Origin of the sequence: Paenibacillus tianmuensis, assembly GCF_900100345.1 — a bacterium.
In the GTDB taxonomy this organism is placed as follows: domain Bacteria; phylum Bacillota; class Bacilli; order Paenibacillales; family NBRC-103111; genus Paenibacillus_G; species Paenibacillus_G tianmuensis.
In genome coordinates, this window is sequence record NZ_FMTT01000013.1 from 21,174 (window position 1) to 39,130 (window position 17,957).

Below are 17,957 nucleotides of genomic sequence, written 5' to 3' on the forward strand. Positions count from 1 at the left end.
CGGTCCACCCGCTTTCTAATAATGGTCACATTCCTTTATCAGACGATTCAGAACAGCTTCTGCTTTCCTTGGATAATACCGGGAAGGCTGATCTTGACATGAGTCTCCCCTTCCAGAGGCTCGAACGGCTGCTTGCTGGCGAGCCATTTGCCCAATCGGTGCTGCTCCCGCTTCTCGGCCAGCTCGTTCTCGTCGATCCACTGCAGCGTATTGGTCGGGCAAACGGATGCGCACATCGGCGGGATGCCATCCTTCGTACGGTCGTAACAAAGATCGCATTTATACATCAGGTTCTGTTCTTCATCGAATTTCGGAATCCCGTAAGGACAGGCGATCGTACAGTTTTGACATCCGATGCATTTCTCGACGAGAGCGGACAGCACCGCTCCTTCTTCCGTGATCTGAATGGCTTGCGCCGGACAGCTTCTGGCGCATGCCGGGTTAACGCAGTGCAGGCACATCAACGGAATCGTCTGCCGGTCCACAAGCGGATTGACATCATAGACGTAATTGCGGTTCCGTTCGTCGTGACCGCCGCATTGCGTACAAGCGGCAAGACAGCTTCGGCAGCCGATGCAGTTGTCCATTTCGATATACAGTATTTTTTTCACAGCAGTGCCCCCTTCGTCCCATCCGCCAGCTTCTCAATCTGGGCCGCGCAAACTTTAAACTCCGGCATTCGCGACATCGGGTCCAACGCAGCGATGGTCAGCAGATTGATCGACTGCTCATGTCCGAAATGATAAGGGACAAACACGGTATCTTTACGTATAGCTTCAATGATCTTCACTTTAAAGTACGCTTCGCCGCGGCGAGTAAACAAACGGACGGTTTCTTCGTGCTCGATACCATACAGCTTGGCCGTTTCCGGGTGAACTTCGACGAACGGCTCCGGGCACATATCCCGCAAAAAAGGGATTCTTCGCGTCTGGTTTCCGGATAAGTAATGGTAGACGACCCTGCCGGTTGTCAGCCTGAGCGGATACTGTTCACACGGCTCTTCCGCAGGCGGCCGGTAAGGAAGCGCGCATATTTTCGCTTTGCCGTCCGGATGATAAAACTTCTTATCCAAAAACATATAGGGAGTTCCTTGATCCTGCTCGTCTCGGCAGGGCCAGAATATACCGTTTTGCTTCTCGATTTTATCCCACGTCGCTCCGTAGTAATCCGCATATCCGCCTTTGGACGCAAGCCTGAATTCCTCCGCGACTTTGCTGGCCGTCGTCAGATGACGGAAATATTGGCCTCGGCCGAGACGCTCGGCCAGCTCCACCTGAATCAGCCAATCCGGCTTCGACTCGCCAAGCGGCTCCTGAGCCTTATTGATCTTGATGATCCGACCTTCCAGGTTGGTCACGGTGCCCTCGTCCTCCGACCACGTCACGGAGGGAAGGACGACATCGGCAAATTCCGCCGATTCGGATAAGAACATATCGCAGCAAACCATGAAATCCAGGCTTTTCAGCGCGGAACGGACGAAGTTTAGATTCGGCGCGGAAACCGCAGGGTTGGAGCATAACAAATATAAGCCGCGTAACGTTTTATCGGTCATCAATTCGAACATCTCATAAGCTGACACGCCGGCCTGCGGCATCTCCTCCGGCGCAATTCCCCAGACGCTGCACACTTCCTGCACGTGCTTCGGATTGGTGATTTTGCGGTAGCCCGGAAGCGCATCCGCTTTCTGCCCGTGCTCCCGGCCGCCCTGGCCGTTTCCTTGGCCTGTAAACGTGGCTACTCCGGATTTGGGCCGGCCGATTTTGCCGGTAACCAGGCACATATTCGTATAGGCCGATACGTTGTCCGTTCCTTTATGCTGCTGCTCGATCCCGCGCGCGAACATGACGATGGCATTCGGCGCTTTGCCGTAGATTTCTGCGGCGCGGATCAATTTCTCCGGCGCCACGCCCGTAATTTCGCTCGTATACTCCGGGGTAAACGTCTTCACGACTTCCATCGTTTCTTCGAAACCGTTCGTATGCTCGCGAATAAACGCTTCATCCGCATAGCCTTGCTGAATCAGCAGATTCACCATGCAGTTCGCCAGCGCCAGATCGGTGCCGGGCTTGAGATCGAGATGGACGTCGGCCCGTCTCGCAATCGGGGTTTCCCGCGGGTCTACGACAATCAGATACCCTCCACGATTTTGCACCTCCCACACCCGGAACATCGAGGTCGGATGGCAGTCGGCCGTATTGCTTCCGGCAATAAACAAGCAATCCGTCTGGTGAACATCCGTCCATGGCAGCGTAGATCCACGATCCACCCCAAGGCTGCGCATGAATCCGGCTGCCGCGCTGGACATACAGAATCTTCCGTTGTAATCGATGTAGCGCGTCTGCAGGGCGACGCGGGCAAATTTGCCGGTCAGGTAACATTTTTCATTCGTCATGGACACGCCACTGAACACGGACAACGAATCTTTGCCGTAGTTGTTCTGCAGTTCCTTGAACTTCCGCGCGATCAAGTCGTAGGCTTCGTCCCACGACGCTTCACGGAAGCCTTCCTTCGTTCCTTTCTTCGAAGCGTCATCCCGGATCAACGGCCGGAGCAGCCGGTCGTCATGATTCGTTTGCTGGTAAGCGGTGACGCCTTTCGGGCACATTTTACCCAGATTCACCGGAAAATCGTACCTTGGCTCTACGCCGATAATCTTGTTGCTATCCGTATCCACCCTCAGATGCATGCCGCACTGCATGCCGCAGTAAGAACAGTGGGTCGGAACCAGCTTTTCCTTCGGATGATGCTTATTCTCAATCTCGCGGTAAAATTTATCCTTTTGCATTCTGGTTCGCCTCCTTGACCTTGATTTCGTGGGTTGGGACACCCGCAAACCGCGACATGCGATACTTCCGCCGGCAAGGCAGGCACAGCTCGGCCAGGTGAAAGCCTTCGTCCATCTTGAATTCGACGCCGCTTTGCTTCAACACTTCGATAACATCGTTCGATTGCTCGACCGAAACAAATCCGGTGCTGCACACTTTACAGGCTTTCATTTCCTTCTCCCCATAATGCTCCCGGTAATTTCGGGCGAGCACGCTCACCGGCCGGAACGGAATATGTGCCAGTTTACCAAAAGGAAGGTAAATTAACGTAATAATAACGGACCATTGATGAATCAGCGTAATGACCGGATGGCCCCAGCCGTGCAGGAACATATTCGATCCTGTAAGCATCAATCCCGTAATGCTGATAAACAGGAGCAGGTACAAGGGGAGAAAATCGTATACAAAGGTTTGCTCCGCTCTTGCCTGCATGTTTTTGATACGCCGGTACAGCGCCATACAGACGCCGGCGATGACCATAAAGGCAGTAATGTTTAGTGCATTGTAAAACAAGAAGGCAATCCAGCCGTCCGCTTTGACCCGCATGATGTCGATGCCGAAGCCGACAACCGTGTAGGTTCCGTTATTCTCCATCGTAAAGTACATCCATCCGAATACGAGCGGAAACGTAACCAGACAGGCGAGAACACAGCCCCACCCCAGCAAAATGTGCTGGGTCCAGCGGTAAATACCGCGGTTCCATATAAACTTGTAGGTGGCCAAATGCTCAACGGTTGTTTGCGGCGTGCTTCTGCGAAACAGCAGCCGAAGGCCTTTCTTTATGATGACCTTCGTCGGCGGGCGCTCGGCCCAGGCGATAAACCGGTAGAAAAAGCCTCCGATAAAAACGACCGTACCGACCATGTACCCGTATAAAGCCAAGTCGATATGAGTAAAAAAACGGGACCCGATATACATCAGAATGATGAGACAAACAACCGTAAAAAAGAACATCTTAGCAAATTTGGATGCAAACGCCCGGTCCATGTTTTGACCTCCATAATTCGTTTTTGGTCACTTTCATTAAAGCATTGCCCTCACTCTATTGACTGTGACGGAAGTCACAAGTCCGACCCGAGAAGGGGATTTTATTCAAAAAACATTCATCACTCCGCGGCAAGGGCTTTGGGTACATAAGCGCAGTAAGGATCGCTTTCCAGATAATCTCCGGTCACGGCATAGGCTCTCGCCCTCGAACCTCCGCACAATGCCTTGAATTCACAAACCCCGCATTTGCCCTTTAACCGCGATTTGTCGCGCAATGCGGTCATGACCGGAGAGCTGCGATAAATTTCCGTTAGCGGCCGCTCCCGGACATTGCCGCATACGACAGGCAAAAATCCGCTTGGGTAAACATCCCCGGTATGGCTGATAAACACAAACCCGTCTCCGTCATTTACCCCCTTTGGCGCGCGTCCGAGAAGATCCGGGCGTTTCGCAACATGCCCGCCTAAACGCTGCTTCTCCTGCAGGAGAACCCGCCGGAAATGCGGCGCTTCCGTTGCTTTTACGCCATACTGCATCTTTTGCTGAATCTGACACAGCCACTTCATCACTTCTTCGTGCTGCTCCGGGGTGATGATATCTTTCACCATCCCGCGTCCGGTGGGCACAAGGAAAAATACGCTCCACAGCACGGCTCCCATCTCCCTGACCTTGTCCGCGATCGCTTCCAGATCATGAAGATTGTATTGAGATACAGTCGTATTCACCTGAACCGGGATTTGCAGTTCCTTTAAGTATTCGATCCCTCTCATGGTCAGATCATAAGAACCCTTCGTTCCGCGAAAATGGTCATGAATCTCCGCACAGGAGCCGTCGAGACTGAACGCCCACCGCGACAGCCCGACTTCCTTCGCCTTCCGGACCGCTTCGCGCGTCACCTTCGGTGTGGCGCTAGGCGTCATGGAGACGGGAAGACCTTTCTCTTCGATCGCATAGCGGGTAAGCTCGAACAGATCGGGACGCATTAACGGATCTCCGCCGGTAAAAACGAATAGCGGATGATCCATCTTGGCGATCTCGTCGATGAGCTGCTTCCCCTCTTCAAAAGACAGCTGTCCAGGGTCCGCTCCATACTGTGCCTCCGCGCGGCAGTGCAGACATTTCAAAGCGCAGGCCCGGGTGACTTCCCATATGACGATGAACGGGTTCTCGCTGTAATTCCTTTCTTGGATAAGGGGCTTCAATAAAATCCCTCCTTTTCATTTGCAATCTGGAGAGAAAGCATGAATATTTTTATTGATCCGAAGCATCCTATTTGTTGACATATTGTGACTCAGGAGGTTTCCCATGGAAACGACGAAAAGCCTTTACGAGAAAATTGGCGGAGAACAGGCCATTTCCAAAGTCGTCGATTATTTTTATAAGCTTGTATTGGCGGATGATACGGTGAACGAGTTTTTTAAGAACACCGATATGGAAAAACAACGGCGCCACCAGACCAAATTTATCAGTTTTGCGTTAGGGGGGCCGAACCAATACTCGGGAAAAACCATGGCCAAAGCTCATGAAGGCATGAACCTGCAACCGGTTCACTTTAACGCCATCGTTAAGCATCTGCATGATTCACTTGCACATTTCGGCGTCAGCGAGCCGGAAATCGAGCAAGCCTTATCTCATGTTGCCGAAGTAAAAGACGATGTGCTGTATAAATAGGGAATGACAAGAAAGCTGAGAAAGACCACAGACTTGCATGGGTCCGAAGCTTTCTCAGTTTCTTTTTTATTTATTTCTCAGCTCAGAAATGTCGCTGAACATCCCCGCGTAATGTTTTACTTCGCCGGCGTCGTTTTTAATTGCGCTGATCGTAAGCCATTGCAGGTACTCTTCGCCGTTTTTCCTCCGGTTCCATATTTCGCCCTGCCAGAAGCCTTTCTCTTTGATCGTGTTCCACATCGCGGCATAAAAATCCGACGGCTGTTTGTCTGATTTTAAAATGCGTGGATTTTCCCCAACGACTTCCTCCTGCGTATAGCCGGTCACTTTGGTGAACGCCGGATTCACCTGCCGGATCGTGCCCTTCAAATCTGTGATAAGAATGGCTTCCGCCGTATTTTCAATAACTTCCGTAGCCAACCGAAGCCGGTCTTGGTAATACATCCAAAACACAAGGACAAGGCTGACCAAAGCAAACTCGGACAAGGCCATGAATCCGATTGCATAATGGCCCGTCAAGCTGAGAAGCGAAGCGAGAATCAGCGGCGGGAAAAATCCCCCGAGGCCGCCCATGGCGGAAACGATACCGTTCACCAGCCCGGCCTGCTTCAGGAAATAGAGAGGCACCAGCTTGAAAATCGTGCCGTTTCCCGTCCCTGCGCAAACCGCGATCAGCAGACAACCGACGGTATAAAGCTGAATGCCCGGCGCGAAGGAAAGCAAGATGCCGGATAAGGTCAGCCCGCCAAATACAAACATCAGAATGACGAAAGAATTGAACTTGTCGCCCAGCCATCCGCCGATCGGCCGTGCCGCTGTCGCGATCGCGATAAACATAGCCGTTCGGAAGCCCGCGTCCGCCTTGGCCAATTGGAAGTGGCTGACGAGAAAATTCGGCAAATAAATCGTGAATGCGACGAAGCAGCCGAAGGTGATAAAATAAAACAGGCTGATCGCCCATAGCCGCGGATTGCGGTAGATTTCCTTCATCTGCTCCCGCACCGGGGTCACGACCTTCGGCTCCTTGCGGTCGCCGAGAAAAACATGAAGGAGGACAAATACGGCAAGCAGAATCAAATACAGTTGGACGGTGGCCGACCATCCGATCGAGCTTGCGATAACGGGAGCGCCGAACGCCGACACTGCCGTCCCAAGGTTGCCGATGCCGTACAGCCCATTCACGGAACCGTGCTTTTCCTTCGGATAATATTTCGGCAGCGAGGTAACGCCGACCGAAAATACGGCACCGCCGATGCCGAGGAAAAAACCGCCGATGAGCAGATCGACGAACGTCGTTGCCTGGCTCACATAATAGACAGGAAGCAGCAGCAGAACAAAGCTGATGGCGAACAGCTTTCTCGCACCGTATTTATTCGTCCAGAAACCGATCGGAATGCGCAGAATCGAACCCAGAATCACGGGCACGGCCGTTACCCAAGACAGCTGTCCTGGGGTCATCGGGATGTCCGACTTGATGAAAGGCATGAGTGAAGACAGAATCACCCACACAGCAAAACCGAGAATGAGACTTACCGTTTGCAACGGCAATTGGAGCTTTCGAACATCCATCCTATTTCCCTCCACTCTTAGTCAATTGTCATCGTTCCAAATGTTCATAAAGCTCGTTTCTTTTCATTAAGGAACATTCTGAAAATAACATTTCTCGTCATTGCATCACTGTGATTTTAATCATCATGAACCGTAACTATCCAGTGTAAAATGATTCATTTTCACAAAATGGACACAAAATATTCGAAACCGGTATCCCGTTACCTTGTTCCCAGATGATTGTTTTCTTCGCAGGAAGGCTGCCACGTGCGCAGTTCATAGGTTACAGCTCTTCAACCTTAACTCTCTTTCTCGTATTCCAGTCAAACCTTCTCGCTTTGCTCCAGAAGTTGAACTCCCCGTGATAACATCCTTCGTTATCCACCTTGATGTTTTTTCGGGATATCATCTTTACATAACCGATCACGCGGCTGAATGTGGCGATATCGTCACTGCCGCAAACCGGACAGCTCCCCATATGCTTTCCATCCTGCGCCACCAATTGCCGATTGCAGCTTAAGCAGCTTGTAAGGGTAGGCGTAAGCGTGATATAGTTAATCGGTTTTTCAAATATTTTACTGAGATATTGCGCAAGTTGGCCCGGTGCAAGCTTGCTTTCCAAAAAATGATGGAGAATGCTTCCCGAGGTGGCGTATGCCTGAAATTCCGCACTGTTTTCGATTTGTTTGAGGAAGTCTTCCTCGCTGAACGGAAGCATGCACCCGGACGTCAGGTATACGTTATCTCCGCTGCCCTGAACATAGACATCCCGCCCATGCTGTTTCCCCCATTTCAAATCATGCCGGGCGAGCTTGATCGCGGCGTTCTCCCCAGGAGCATATTCAATCCCGCAGGCCACTTTATCCCGCACGATGAACTCATTGATGATGTCCGTCATCGCTTGCATGAGACGATGAGCCAGCCTCTTGCCCTCCTCATTCAACAATCCGCCTTCAAAGCCCATATTATGCAATCCCTCGTGCATACCGGTCACGGCAAATACATTAAAATAGTTTTTCAGATCCTTGTTGAAGGCGAAAAACGTCGGGTACAGCTCCTTGTTTCTCTCGATCCATGCCCTTTTTGCCTGATGGCCTTGCTGCATAAGTTCCAGAACCTCTCTGATGTTATACAGAAGTACGGCTTCGTTATGTCCAAACTCCATCAGCATTCGATTCAAGTTAAGATTCAACACTTGCACGGCGCCGGTCGATCCGGTAGAGCTGCCAAAAATGCCGCTTCCGGCCCTTGAAAGCACGGACAAATCGATCTGCAGTCGGCAGCATAAACTACGGCTCGCTTCCGGATCACGCGGTTTCAACAAAGGGTTGAGTTTTTTGTAATATTCGTTTTCAAACGGTTTCGTCCGGAAGTTTTCAAAGTAGACGCCGCCCCAATAATACATTTGCTCAAGCAAGTACAGAAACAGCTCGTCCTGTAAATTAAAGTGATCGTCAATTTGAACGGTAATTAAAGGAAACGTAAACGGAATCCCTGTTCCCGTCCCCTCTTTCATCACATCGATAATCGCTTTGTTGATCCGGTCAAAATAGATAGGCGGAATATCTTTATATTTGATATTTTTGGTAACGCCTCCGATCATGACGTATTCGTTTTTGATTTCCTCGGACGGTTTGCCGAATTCCATCGTGATGTTCGAAAATGCGGATTGCGAACCTCCGCGCAATGGCATGTTCATTTCCCATATCAAGCCTTGAAACAACTGCTTCAGCTCGTGATCCGAGTACGCTTTACCGCTATCCAATTGTTCAAAGTACAGGTAGGATGCAGATATGGTTGTCAATTGAGACAACATAACCGCGCCAGATACTTGCTGCGACATCAGAACGATGACGTTGCTAACGTGTCTTAACAACACATCCAGCTTTTTCGTCGGTTTGGAGGACAGCATATTTTTGGCCAAATTGGGGATTCCCATCATCGCGATATCTTTGCATCCGACGCTCATGCAGTATGGGCTTAATTGCTTATCGTGTATGTATACAACGCCTTCTTTATAGAGCTCCGTCAGTTTGGATGGCAATATGTGTGAAAGCAAAAATTCCTCTTCGGCAAAGTTTGTAAGATTGTGGCGCAGCAGGGGCAAAGAGTAAACGAAATTGCTATTCTCGCGTTTTAAATAGTCCGATTTTTTGTCTTCCACCTCCGAGGTGAATTTTTCGATGATTTCCTTAAAATGATTAAACATTCATCTGTTCCTCCCTGACTACGAATGATTTTGATTCTGTCCCGTTCAAGCCGGAAAATAAAACTCATTTAATTTATACACGACCTCGCTGTTGTAACGCTCCTTCAGCTCCTCGACATAGCTGCGAATTTGTTCAAAATACTCCTCGCTTAAAACAGGATATTTTACGGTGCGCACCTGACTGAAAGGACTATTGTGCCGAACGACCAATTGGATCGCCGACATCATGTTTTGAATCAGCGCAGGGGTGGGAACGACGCCGAGAACAGATTGATAGGCGGCCATATCAGCGTTCTTATCAAAAGCATGGTACGGTAATTTCATATCGATATGAATCCCGTCAGCCAGCTCTCTCTCCAGCAAATGACGTATTTTCTCAGGAAAAGTGCCGTTCGTGTTAATGATGATTTTACCCGGGAACCGATTCCTCAGTTCTGCAAGAAACAAGGAAATTTCTGCGAGGTTCCCCATTAAAAACTCCCCGCCGCTGAAGATGACGGCATCGAATAAATATCCGTTCATCTTGATTTGTTGCAAAATATCGTTCGCCAATAAATCATGCTCATGCTTGGCTGCAACCAATTCATCATAGTTATGGCACCCGAAGCAGTGTAAATTACAGCCGGCAAGAGAATGAATCAATAAAGAGGTGTTCCCCGGCAGATCGTCGAAAGTCCGAATCATGCTTGGATAAAATCTTAGCACTTCCCCACTAGCCTCCTCTCTCAAGAAACTAATTGTTGTGTTATCGAAAATATTTTATCACCATATGTAGTATATTTCGGTGATTCGAGTCACATAAAAGAGATCGCCTTCCCTAGACGACCTCTTCTTGGAAATCCACTTGTTATGATTTGTTAGCGGGATGGCTCACGCGCTGGAAAAGAATGTTGTTTTCCAAGTGGATATGCTGGAACAAATCTGATTCGAGCTCTTGCAGCTTGTGGAACGCCAGCGTGTAAGTCCGGCACGCGCCGGCCGGCAGCTCGTAATCGCTTGTGACGGCTCTCATCTCGTGCAGAAGATTGCCGACGCCGCTGTGATCCGCCTCAAGCTCCCTTATCACATTCGCCGTTTTCTCCGCAAGGGATGAGGCCGGATTGTTCTCCCATTCCCTGATTAGCGGAAAGACAGTCGCCTCCTCGGCGATCAAATGCTGCTCAAGCTCCATTTTCATCTGATGAAAAAGCATGTGAAGCTTGGCAAGCTCGCGGCGTTCCAGACCGTGTACCCGCAAAATTTTGGTGACGAATTCGCTTAACACAGGGAGCTCTCGTTGCAAATACGCGTGGTGGGTGCTGACGATATGATCGATTAACCGACTCGACGAGAGCTTGCTCCAGTCCGTGTTAGGATCGGTTCTTTTGTTCGCTTCCGCGTAGAACCGATTCAGTTTTTCGATGAAAGCTTCTTCCTCGATGTTTTTCTGTCTTAGCGCCGTTGTCAGGGGGCGGCCTCCGCCGCAGCAAAAGTCGATGCCGTGCTCCTGAAACAAGTTGCTGGACCCGGGAAACGCGGTCACGATTTGTCCGATCGTTTCGGAACCGTTAAAAGTAATGCTCATTGGTTTGACCTCCTTTTGACATGACCGTTTATCCAGCGATCATGTGCTTGTCTCAATTGTAGTGCAACGAGCGTAAGCCTACTGTGTTTGCAATCACGTTTTTTTCGGCTCTCGTTCCGCGTCTTTCCTGGCCCAAAAATGAAAAGTCCAAGGTTCGTTGCCGGTAAGCAACAAAACTTGGACTTCATCCAGAAAACGAAGTTGATTCAACAATCCTTCTCACCTTTCATCGTTGAATGATCGCAGCGGAAAGAATGACAAACTGCACCGCACCCACAATTTCAATAATTCCCGCCTTCCAAGGACGAATCGGTTTGCCTGCGAAAGCGAAAGCCCGTGCAGCGGAAAACGCATAAGCCAGGATCATCCACGGATAGCCCCCCGCCCACAGGACGAATGGGAGCAGACCATGATACACTCGGGTGTAAGCGACCCAGCGTCTGTTTTCTCTTTCGCGGAATACCGCCTTCACAAAAAAGACGCTGCTTGTAAAATGCAAAAAGCAGAACAGAACGACCGACGCCATCATCCGGTCCCATCCTCCCCCGCCTGCCAGGTAAGCGGCGGCTCCCCCGATGCTGAATAGGAGGACGGCGCAAAGATCGTTAATCAGTGCCCTTTCGGATTTGTGTCTCGTATGCCATATGTTGACCGAAAGCAGCACAAGAAGAAGCGGGCCGAAATAGAGCAACGCCGGATGGCTGAGAAGCGGCAGCGCCAAACAACAAGCCGCAAGCAAACCGTAAATCGTCCCCCATTTGATCCAATCCCGCCGATTCGCTTTATTTTTCATGGATTGAAGAAAAGGATAAGACGATAGATAGAGAAGCAGCCATCCCATAAATAACGGCAGATGCATCAACTGCGGCTTCCCGGCGAACATGCCGAGCAGAAAAGGAACACTGACCATGGCCCAACCGCCGTGTTCATGAGGAATCACTATACTTCGCTTCTTCATGGGACAGTCGCTCCTCTCGCACCTTATTGCACAACCATCATATAATTATCGCCCCCATCCGCTCTATGATATTATGCACATGCCTTGCAGATCGCGAGAATGTTTTTAGATCCCTCCGGCTACACAGGCCATTCTATCGACTTCCTTTAAATACACGAGCTTCAAATTAATGTTATATATTTCTTTCAGCTTCTCTTCGTTTAAAATATCTGTGGCATGGCCACATTCAAATTGGCCTGACTTATCCATGATTCCGATTTTATCGTTCAACAATATGGCATGATCCGGCGTATGCGTTGTCATGATGATGCCGTAGCCTTTGTGGGCTAGCTTTTTTATGATTTCAATGGTTCGAATCTGATTTCCATAATCTAACTGTGAGGTCGGTTCATCCATTAATATGATTTTGGATTGCTGGGCAATGGCTCTGGCAATGGTAACCAGCTGTCTCTCTCCGCCACTAAGCTCCGTATACGGCTTGGCTAACAAATGACCGATCCCTATCATCTCGATGGCCTCAAGTGCCATATTGTAATCCTTGTCGGATGGCATCGAAAATGCCGAGATATACGGCGAGCGCCCCATGACAACGAATTCCTTGACCGTGAATGCATAGGCAGGCGTATGATTTTGAGGAACATAGCCAATATTTCTTGCAAATTCATTCATGGTATAGTCATAAATAGATTTTCCATCAAGGAAAATATCCCCCTGTTCCCCTTTAAGCAGTCTCGCTATACAGTTCAACAGGGTAGACTTGCCTGACCCGTTGGGTCCCAAAATCGAAAGAATCTCCCCCTCGTTCAGGCTAAAGGATACATTGGAAAAAACTTTCTTTTGTTTAAATGAAAAACTTACATTGTTCACTTCAAGTTTCATGTCATGTTCATCCTTTGTTTATGGAGAATCCAAAAATAAAAGGGCGCTCCCACAAGTCCCGTTAAAATACTGATGGGCAATTCTGCCGGAGAAACGATTCTTGATAGCGTATCAATCAGTAACAAAAATCCTCCTCCTATGATGATAGAAAGAGGAAATAACCTTTTATTGTCCGGCCCGATCAACATCCGTCCCAAATGAGGGACGATTAGCCCGATCCAACCGATGGTTCCGCTAACAGATACGGCACAAGCGGTTAAAATTGTAGATAGTACGATGACGAGACCGCGATAAAATTCTGTATTGACGCCCAAGTTTTTAGCTTCGCTTTCTCCTAAAGCAAGGATATTGACTCTCCATCGGATGGCCAGCAGCAGCAGCATCGAGACCACCATAGGAATGGAGATCATCATTATATCGCCCTTGGAGATTTTGGCTAAGCTGCCCAGAAGCCAATAGGTGATCTCGGCAAGCTTATTCTCCGTATCCATCATATATTTGGCCAACCCTAGTAAGGAAACCATCATTCCGTTAACGATGATTCCCCCTAAGACCAGAATGATGGTTGAGCTATTTTTCATGAACTTCGGAATCGCGCTTGTGATCATAACGGCCAATATGCCTCCGGCCAAGGAGGAGATTTGTAAACCGAATGTTCCCAAATGAAAAAGAATCGCCAAAGCAGCCCCTAGCCCTGCACCGGAAGAAACACCTAAAATGTCCGGGGAAACCAAAGGATTTCTAAAAATCCCTTGGTAAGCGGCCCCAGCCAATGCCAGTGAACCCCCGATCACGATGGAAGCGATGATCCTGGGCAATCTTAAATTCAAAATAATATTTTCAATGGTTTGATTTACATTTGACGGCTTTCCAAGCAGCTTCGACGATAAAACATCCAGGACATCCGAAATCGGAATGCCATATCGCCCTAAGCAAAGCGCTGTGATCGAAAGGACAAACAGCAAGAGCCATAGCGTTAAAAAAAACATGTAATCTTTAACCTTGCTGAATGAATCAGCCTTTTGCGTTATCGCTTCCATCTTCTGCTCACCCGGTTTTTTATTTAACAACTTCCCCTTTTAACAGTTGCTCCAACTGCTGGTCGGTCATGTCGAAATTCGAATATTGTTTGTAAAACTTTCTTGTTTCCTCTTTCATATCCATCACGAACAAATCGGGATGGAGCGTAGCTGCCGCCCACAAAATTTGCAATGCGCTTTCTGCCCCAAAGCGGTCCCAAGCAAAACACCCGGATGGGATTACGAATATTTTATTGTTTTTTACCGCTTTAATTTCACTCCACTCCGGAGTTGTTTTGAAGCTCTGTACAACCTTCTTGCTCCCTTCTCCGCCACTCACGACGATGATGTCGGGATTTTTCTTTAAAATATCTTCCGGGGTCACGGTCACCCGCATGCCTTTCCCCAAATCAGAGGTTGCAAATCTCCCTCCGCCGTTGGTCACCCATTCTTCCATAATGGTTCCGGCACCTGTTGTTGAGTACATATGATCGACCGCATAATAAACTAACGGTTTATCTTCTTCCCGCAAGTTTTTGAACGTGTCTTGAACCTTTTTTAAATTTGCGTCAATGTAGGCGACCAATTGATCTGTTTTACTTTTGTAATCATCGCCTAAAATATCGCCTAAAGCAGAAACGGATTCTTTCATTGTTTTATAATTGTTGAACATTAGATTTACACCCTTTAAACCAACTTGGGCGTAATTTTTTATATTTTCATCGCCGGCGGTTATGATTACTTCCGGGTCCAGCTTTAGCAATTCCTCGGCATTATCTTCTGCTGTTGGAATTTGCTCCAGGTTCGGATAAATAAGCTTGTTAAAGGGCAATGTTTTCACGTATTTATGTACGCCTACTAATTTATCGCCGGCTCCTAAGAAAATCATCATGGTTGCAGACGATGGCCAGGTATTGACGACTCTTGTTATTTTGCCAGGCAGTTCGACTTCTTTCCCCGACATACTGACGACTTTTTTGGTTGTCATTGCATTCGCATCATGTTTGGATTCAGCAACCTTAACATCAGCGTCTGCATGGTTCGTCGCCGTTGATTTTGCACATCCCGCTACAACAATCGTTATGGCAAGAAACCATAGCATGATGTTCAACTTTCTTTTTCTCATCATTAGACTCCTTCGTATTGAAAATCCACGTCTTCAGGCTTCCACCACATGACATAAGTGGAGGTTTCTCTTAGAAACCGAACGGAACCGTCCTTACCTTCGATCAAATACTTGTCTACATTTTGCCTGAATAATTGTTCTTGATCCTCGTCCACCGTTCCTAAAGTTCTTAAATCATCATAGGCTTCTATTTTATTCCGAAAGCTTTTTTCAAACCCGTCTTTCACGATGACAACGCTCGGATCAATCCCCAAGTCGTACAGCATATTAAACCGAATGTTATACCCGAGCTGGCGGTTTTCTTTGAAATCAAGCTGTAAATTGCCTCTTACTCCACGAAATAAATCCAATTGTATCGATCTTAAGGACGGCCCATTGGCAAAGCTCAAAAGAAAGACATATTTTTTAGCAAGCTGATTTAGTCTCTTAATATCTTTTAACGCAACGGTGCGTGATGCAAAAACAACATCATGCTGTTCTAATTGGTTTATTTCGCTTTCGTTATTCCAATCCAACAGATGAAAATGAATATTATCCGCCTGCTCTTCTTCGGCGTATTTTCTCGCATAACTTAACATGTTCGGAGATGCATCGATGGCGGTGACGCTGCTCACTTTTTTGGAGATCGGCACACACAATCTTCCTGTCCCGCAGCCTACATCCAGAACACGGTCATGGGGGTCCAGGATCATAGCCTCCACTTGATGTTTCGTATAACTTTTTTCCATTCTGGACATCTTGTCATACATATAGCCGAACTGATCCCAAAACTTAGCCGGATCTACGTCCTTGTCATCCGTTGTCTTGCCATAAGCGAGTTCAAGCATCTTTTCCCAATTGATGATCCCGGCCATTCCATCCACATCCCTTTCAACTCCATTGTCGGTATGAATCACATCATACATATTAATACTAAATAGATTTATTTCATGTAATTATCCGCACTTTAACATGGAATTAGTTATGATTAATTATGTTTAGATATAATTAATTATATTTAATTTTATTTCCATAAGTCAAAGGATATTGTGAACCACCGGGAACATTTGTACGACTCTATCACATATCGAGCCTACATCCGGTTCGGTGCAGGCAAGCCGAGGATAGACAGCCCGTCGTGCATCGTATCGCGATACCGCCCGGCCAGCCATAGACGGAACGGCCGCGTCTCTTCGTCCGCCTTAAGAATCTCGCACATCGCATAGAAATGGTTGAAAAGTGACGCCAGCTCATACAAGTACGTACAAAGCAGATTTGGCGCCAAGCCGGTAACGACCTCCTCCAATGTCTCCGGCCAGTAAGCGAGGTGCTTGAGAACCGCATATTCCTGCGGCGCAAGACCCTTCTCGGCCGGAAATGCTGCTATCGCGGCGATGTCGTTCATCCCTGTGTCCGTCAGGGAACGGCCTTTGTCCAGAATGCTGCATGCCCTGGCATAAGAGTACATTAAATACACGCCGGTATTGCCGGACACCTCCGTTGCCTGTTCCAAATCGAACACCACTTCCGTCTGCAAATGGAATTTAAGCAAATAGTACCTGATCGCTGCCGCAGCGATCGAGCGGCTGTCCAAGCCTTCGTGCTGCGAACGCTTAGCTTCGATGACCGCTTCCATGTGCGCCACAAGATCCGCCACTTTGATGCCGATCCCCTGTCTCCCGGACATGGGATATGATGACCTGCCGTCGGACGTGTCGATGCCGAGACTTTCGGCTGTTGCCCGGCTCAGTGACACCACCCCATAGCTGACATGTCGCAGCTCAGCAGCTTGCTTATCGTATCCCAATGCCTGCAGAGCCTGCTTCACCATCTGCTGCGGGTACTCCTGGCGATGATCGATTACATTGATGACCATATCCGCTCGCCCAATGTCTTGCTCCACTCCTCGCGAATGCGTAGACCACACCCCGTCGCCGAAGGACTGATAGCGGAATTGTTTGTCGAGCAAACCGAACTTCCACAGGTGATAGGCAATATCTTTGGCCGTATACGTGAGTATCCCGTTGGATCGCACCAGCACCTTGTCACCTTGAAATTCCGTCTGTTCGGCTGGGTCGGCCTCCTCCGTCCTTTGCTTGAGTACCCAACAACCAGCCAGCTTGCCTTCGCTTTCCTGCCGGAACAGATCAGTTTTTTGCAGCCTCTTAAACGTCTCCTCCCAGAAGCCTTCACGAACAATGCTGCTTTCCCACACCAATACATCATAATCAATTCCAAACTGCCGCATGTCATCCAGATGCTCCCTGACCATTTGCTCTGCGACCAGCAAACCGAGCCAGGCGATATTGTTGTGACCTAGCTCCAAATGATGCAATACATTCGCCCGCTCTTGCTCCAGCTCAGGCTGTTCGCGATACTTTCGGTTGATTTCCGCATAGACGTCCCAACAAAAATCGCCGAACCGGGAATGCTGCTGCTGTACTGACGTCCGCAATACTCCAACAACCGTATCGGCCAGTTGGTTGCCCAAATCGTCGATGTAATTATGAACCTCGACCTGATGGCCCGCTCGCTTAAGCATTCTTGCCAAAGTATCGCCAATGCACGAATTCCGCAAATGCCCGATATGCGCCGCTTTATTGGGATTAATCGACGTATGCTCGATCAATACTTTTTTGCGGTCATTTTCCGGCTGGAAGGCATCCTGGCGGTGCGAGTTAATGATCCAGTGCTCCCAATGGATAAACAAATTCACAAAACCCGGCGAAGCGACTTCAATACGTTCGAACCATCCCGTAAGCCCCGGATGATTAACGAGCCTCGCCTTGATTTCGTTAGCGATTGTCAATGGGTTTTGCTTGAGCACCCGCACCAGTTTCATGGCCAGATTCGTGCTGTATTCCCCGTGCTGGTCATTTGCCGGATGTTCAATCACGATCGACAGCTCTTCCGATACGGCATGCCCTGCTTCCTGAAGAAGCTGCTTCGCAATGTCTTCGAGCGCTTGATAAAGCTGCTTATGAATCATTTTCCCAACCTCCCGATGTATAAATATGGAAAAACAAAAAAAGACCCCCGTCTCCAAAAAGAGACGAGAGCCTATTGCTTCCCGCGGTACCACTCCATGTGCAAATCGCCAACATGGCGATTCACCGCTTAATCGTGTAACGGTCCTTGACCGGATCGGCCTACTGCGCGTCGTCCCGAAGGCTTGAAGCCTGCTTGACGAAT

At 48.8% G+C, this 17,957-nt stretch carries 15 protein-coding genes and 1 other annotated feature (1 of these 16 only partly in view); of the genes, 1 reads left to right on the plus strand and 14 read right to left on the minus strand.

Annotated elements, in window-relative coordinates:
* Positions 1–47 precede the first annotated feature (47 nt).
* The 4 genes from BLO51_RS10845 to BLO51_RS10860 form a co-directional block, all read right to left on the minus strand.
* Positions 48–611 carry a 4Fe-4S dicluster domain-containing protein gene (locus BLO51_RS10845; RefSeq protein ID WP_090671013.1) on the minus strand — a complete coding sequence of 188 codons (564 nt, stop codon included), beginning with the start codon at positions 609–611 and terminating at the stop codon, positions 48–50.
* On the minus strand, positions 608–2,785 hold the full coding sequence (locus BLO51_RS10850; protein ID WP_090671016.1) for a molybdopterin oxidoreductase family protein: 2,178 nt from the start codon (positions 2,783–2,785) through the stop codon (positions 608–610). The genes BLO51_RS10845 and BLO51_RS10850 overlap by 4 nt, the downstream gene beginning before the upstream one ends.
* Positions 2,772–3,812: a hypothetical protein gene (locus BLO51_RS10855; RefSeq protein ID WP_090671019.1), complete on the minus strand. Its 1,041-nt coding sequence runs from the start codon at positions 3,810–3,812 to the stop codon at positions 2,772–2,774. Before BLO51_RS10855 ends, BLO51_RS10850 begins: the two co-directional genes overlap by 14 nt.
* A 119-nt stretch (positions 3,813–3,931) precedes the next feature.
* Positions 3,932–5,014 carry a TIGR04053 family radical SAM/SPASM domain-containing protein gene (locus BLO51_RS10860; protein WP_090671022.1) on the minus strand — a complete coding sequence of 361 codons (1,083 nt, stop codon included), beginning with the start codon at positions 5,012–5,014 and terminating at the stop codon, positions 3,932–3,934.
* A 103-nt stretch (positions 5,015–5,117) separates the two neighbouring features.
* Between BLO51_RS10860 and BLO51_RS10865 the strand changes: the two genes are divergently transcribed.
* On the plus strand, positions 5,118–5,483 hold the full coding sequence (locus BLO51_RS10865) for a group I truncated hemoglobin (RefSeq protein ID WP_090671027.1): 366 nt from the start codon (positions 5,118–5,120) through the stop codon (positions 5,481–5,483).
* A 66-nt stretch (positions 5,484–5,549) separates the two neighbouring features.
* Here BLO51_RS10865 and BLO51_RS10870 read toward each other — a convergent pair whose 3' ends face one another.
* The 10 genes from BLO51_RS10870 to BLO51_RS10915 all read right to left on the minus strand — a co-directional run bounded on the left by BLO51_RS10870 (position 5,550) and on the right by BLO51_RS10915 (position 17,754).
* Positions 5,550–7,052 carry a nitrate/nitrite transporter gene (locus BLO51_RS10870; RefSeq protein WP_090671030.1) on the minus strand — a complete coding sequence of 501 codons (1,503 nt, stop codon included), beginning with the start codon at positions 7,050–7,052 and terminating at the stop codon, positions 5,550–5,552.
* 262 nt (positions 7,053–7,314) lie between these two features.
* Complete coding sequence (gene nrdD / locus BLO51_RS10875) at positions 7,315–9,240, minus strand: anaerobic ribonucleoside-triphosphate reductase (protein ID WP_090671033.1); 1,926 nt, start codon at positions 9,238–9,240, stop codon at positions 7,315–7,317.
* Between the two features lie 45 nt (positions 9,241–9,285).
* Positions 9,286–9,945: a 4Fe-4S cluster-binding domain-containing protein gene (locus BLO51_RS10880; RefSeq protein WP_090671035.1), complete on the minus strand. Its 660-nt coding sequence runs from the start codon at positions 9,943–9,945 to the stop codon at positions 9,286–9,288.
* A gap of 142 nt (positions 9,946–10,087) precedes the next feature.
* A complete protein-coding gene (ric, locus tag BLO51_RS10885) occupies positions 10,088–10,804 on the minus strand; it encodes an iron-sulfur cluster repair di-iron protein (protein ID WP_090671036.1) in 717 nt (238 codons plus the stop codon).
* A gap of 226 nt (positions 10,805–11,030) precedes the next feature.
* Positions 11,031–11,762: a YwiC-like family protein gene (locus BLO51_RS10890; protein WP_090671039.1), complete on the minus strand. Its 732-nt coding sequence runs from the start codon at positions 11,760–11,762 to the stop codon at positions 11,031–11,033.
* A 105-nt stretch (positions 11,763–11,867) separates the two neighbouring features.
* On the minus strand, positions 11,868–12,641 hold the full coding sequence (locus BLO51_RS10895; protein ID WP_090671042.1) for an ABC transporter ATP-binding protein: 774 nt from the start codon (positions 12,639–12,641) through the stop codon (positions 11,868–11,870).
* A complete protein-coding gene (locus BLO51_RS10900; protein WP_217266723.1) occupies positions 12,638–13,711 on the minus strand; it encodes a FecCD family ABC transporter permease in 1,074 nt (357 codons plus the stop codon). The genes BLO51_RS10895 and BLO51_RS10900 overlap by 4 nt, the downstream gene beginning before the upstream one ends.
* Positions 13,701–14,786: an ABC transporter substrate-binding protein gene (locus tag BLO51_RS10905; RefSeq protein WP_167670176.1), complete on the minus strand. Its 1,086-nt coding sequence runs from the start codon at positions 14,784–14,786 to the stop codon at positions 13,701–13,703. Before BLO51_RS10905 ends, BLO51_RS10900 begins: the two co-directional genes overlap by 11 nt.
* A gap of 2 nt (positions 14,787–14,788) precedes the next feature.
* Positions 14,789–15,691: a class I SAM-dependent methyltransferase gene (locus tag BLO51_RS10910; RefSeq protein WP_090671048.1), complete on the minus strand. Its 903-nt coding sequence runs from the start codon at positions 15,689–15,691 to the stop codon at positions 14,789–14,791.
* A 167-nt stretch (positions 15,692–15,858) separates the two neighbouring features.
* Positions 15,859–17,754 carry an arginine--tRNA ligase gene (locus tag BLO51_RS10915; protein ID WP_090671051.1) on the minus strand — a complete coding sequence of 632 codons (1,896 nt, stop codon included), beginning with the start codon at positions 17,752–17,754 and terminating at the stop codon, positions 15,859–15,861.
* A 56-nt stretch (positions 17,755–17,810) separates the two neighbouring features.
* Positions 17,811–17,957 (minus strand) — a binding site (T-box leader); it runs 118 nt beyond the window's last position.